At 56.5% G+C, this 3,323-nt stretch carries 1 rRNA gene; it reads left to right on the top strand.

From position 1 onward, the window contains the following. Positions 1-210 precede the first annotated feature (210 nt). Positions 211-3,323 (top strand): 23S ribosomal RNA (locus ACPXBU_RS34735).

Raw genomic sequence — 3,323 nt, 5'->3', positions numbered from 1 at the left:
GAGAATGTAGGCACCCTGTTGGGTCCTGAAGGAACAACCCGTGTGGTTGTTGTTTCAGAGACTTGGCCAGCCCCCTTTGTGGGGCTGGAAGTCTGCCAGGCATGGCCTGGCCTCACATACCGCCAACGTTGGTTGGGTTTGGTGTGGGGCGGATCGGGTTGTGGGTTGGTCGTTTGTTGAGAATTGCACAGTGGACGCGAGCATCTTTGTGGTCAAGTTGTCAAGGGCGAACGGTGAATGCCTTGGCACCAGGAGCCGATGAAGGACGTGGGAGGCCGCGATAGGCCTGGGGGAGCTGTCAACCAAGCTGTGATCCCAGGGTGTCCGAATGGGGAAACCTGGCACCAGTCATGTGGTGTCACCCACACCTGAACACATAGGGTGTGTGGAGGGAACGCGGGGAAGTGAAACATCTCAGTACCCGCAGGAAGAGAAAACAATTTAGTGATTCCGTGAGTAGTGGCGAGCGAAAGCGGATCGAGGCTAAACCGGCTGCGTGTGATACCTGTCAGGGGTTGCGTGGTCGGGGTTGTGGGACCCTGCTGAACAAGCTGACACTTGTTCGAGAAGTTACAAAGTCAGTGGCTAGTCGAACAGTCTGGAATGGCTGACCGTAGACGGTGAGAGTCCGGTAGGTGAAAGTTGCTGACCTTCTGTGGGTGTTCCCGAGTAGCGGCGGACCCCTGAAATCTGCCGTGAATCTGCCAGGACCACCTGGTAAGCCTAAATACTTCCTGGTGACCGATAGCGGACAAGTACCGTGAGGGAATGGTGAAAAGTACCCCGGGAGGGGAGTGAAATAGTACCTGAAACCGTTCGCCTACAATCCGTCGGAGCCTTGCGGGGTGACGGCGTGCCTTTTGAAGAATGAGCCTGCGAGTTAGTGGCATGTGGCGAGGTTAACCCGTGTGGGGGAGCCGTAGCGAAAGCGAGTCTGAATAGGGCGATTCAGTCGCGTGTCCTAGACCCGAAGCGGAGTGATCTAGCCATGGGCAGGCTGAAGCGCGGGTAAGACCGCGTGGAGGGCCGAACCCACCAATGTTGAAAAATTGGGGGATGACCTGTGGTTAGGGGTGAAAGGCCAATCAAACTCCGTGATAGCTGGTTCTCCCCGAAATGCATTTAGGTGCAGCGTCGCGTGTTTCTTGCCGGAGGTAGAGCACTGGATGGTCTAGGGGGCCCACAAGCTTACCGAAATCAGCCAAACTCCGAATGCCGGTAAGTGAGAGCGCGGCAGTGAGACTGCGGGGGATAAGCTTCGTAGTCGAGAGGGAAACAGCCCAGATCACCAGCTAAGGCCCCTAAGCGTGTGCTAAGTGGAAAAGGATGTGGGGTCGCATAGACAACCAGGAGGTTGGCTTAGAAGCAGCCACCCTTTAAAGAGTGCGTAATAGCTCACTGGTCAAGTGGTTCCGCGCCGACAATGTAGCGGGGCTCAAGCACACCGCCGAAGCTGTGGCATTCACATTTTATCCTCGCTTGGACTTGATTCCTTGTGCAGGTGTGTGGATGGGTAGGGGAGCGTCGTGCCGCGAGTGAAGCAGCGGGGTGACCCAGTTGTGGACGCGGCACGAGTGAGAATGCAGGCATGAGTAGCGAAAGAAGGGTGAGAAACCCTTCCGCCGGATGACCAAGGGTTCCAGGGCCAGGCTAATCCGCCCTGGGTGAGTCGGGACCTAAGGCGAGGCCGAGAGGCGTAGTCGATGGACAACGGGTTGATATTCCCGTACCCGCGAAAGAGCGTCCCTGATGAACCTCGTTGTGCTAACCGCCCAAACCAGCTAAGACCTTCGGGTTGAGGTTGGGGAGCGTGGGAACCTGATGGGTAGTAGTCAAGCGATGGGGTGACGCAGGAAGGTAGCTGAGCCCGGCCGGTGGTTGTGCCGGGGTAAGCGTGTAGGCCGTGTTGTAGGCAAATCCGCAACACACATAGGCTGAGACGTGATGCCGAGCCGATTCAGGTGAAGTCAGTGATCCTATGCTGCCGAGAAAAGCCTCTAGCGAGTTCTTAGCGGCCCGTACCCCAAACCGACACAGGTGGTCAGGTAGAGAATACCGAGGCGATCGGGCGAACTGTGGTTAAGGAACTCGGCAAATTGCCCCCGTAACTTAGGGAGAAGGGGGGCCGGAGACGTGAAGCCCCGCGCGGGTGGAGCGTTGTATGGCCGCAGAGAGCAGGGGGAAGCGACTGTTTACTAAAAACACAGGTCCATGCGAAGAAGTAATTCGATGTATATGGACTGACGCCTGCCCGGTGCTGGAACGTTAAGGGGACCTGTTAGCTCTTTCGGGGGCGAAGCGGAGAACTTAAGCGCCAGTAAACGGCGGTGGTAACTATAACCATCCTAAGGTAGCGAAATTCCTTGTCGGGTAAGTTCCGACCTGCACGAATGGCGTAACGACTTCCCCACTGTCTCAACCACAGGCCCGGCGAAATTGCAGTACGAGTAAAGATGCTCGTTACGCGCGGCAGGACGGAAAGACCCCGGGACCTTTACTATAGCTTGACATTGGTACTCGAATTAGCTTGTGTAGGATAGGTGGGAGCCGGTGAAGTCCATACGCCAGTATGGGTGGAGGCAATCTTGAAATACCACTCTGGTTGATTTGGGTATCTAACTTCGGACCGTTATCCGGTTCAGGGACAGTGTCTGGTGGGTAGTTTAACTGGGGCGGTTGCCTCCTAAAAGGTAACGGAGGCGCCCAAAGGTTCCCTCAGCCTGGTTGGCAATCAGGTGTTGAGTGCAAGTACACAAGGGAGCTTGACTGTGAGACTGACAGGTCGAGCAGGGACGAAAGTCGGGACTAGTGATCCGGCACTTGCGAGTGGAAGCGGTGTCGCTCAACGGATAAAAGGTACCCCGGGGATAACAGGCTGATCTTCCCCAAGAGTCCATATCGACGGGATGGTTTGGCACCTCGATGTCGGCTCGTCGCATCCTGGGGCTGTAGCAGGTCCCAAGGGTTGGGCTGTTCGCCCATTAAAGCGGTACGCGAGCTGGGTTTAGAACGTCGTGAGACAGTTCGGTCCCTATCCGCCGTGCGCGTAGGATACTTGAGAAGGGCTGTCCCTAGTACGAGAGGACCGGGACGGACGAACCTCTGGTGTGCCAGTTGTCCTGCCAAGGGCACGGCTGGTTAGCTACGTTCGGAAGGGATAACCGCTGAAAGCATCTAAGCGGGAAGCCTGCTTCAAGATGAGGTATCCCACCCCACTTTGTGGGGGTAAGGCCCCCAGCTAGACGACTGGGTTGATAGGCCGGAAATGTAAGCCCGGTAACGGGTTCAGTTGACCGGTACTAATAGGCCGAGGACTTGACTAC

This window comes from Micromonospora sp. DT231 (assembly GCF_049847025.1).
Classification (GTDB): Bacteria; Actinomycetota; Actinomycetes; order Mycobacteriales; family Micromonosporaceae; genus Micromonospora.
The sequence above is the reverse complement of the archived record's forward strand: the minus strand, read 5'-3'. Positions and strand labels throughout refer to the sequence as shown.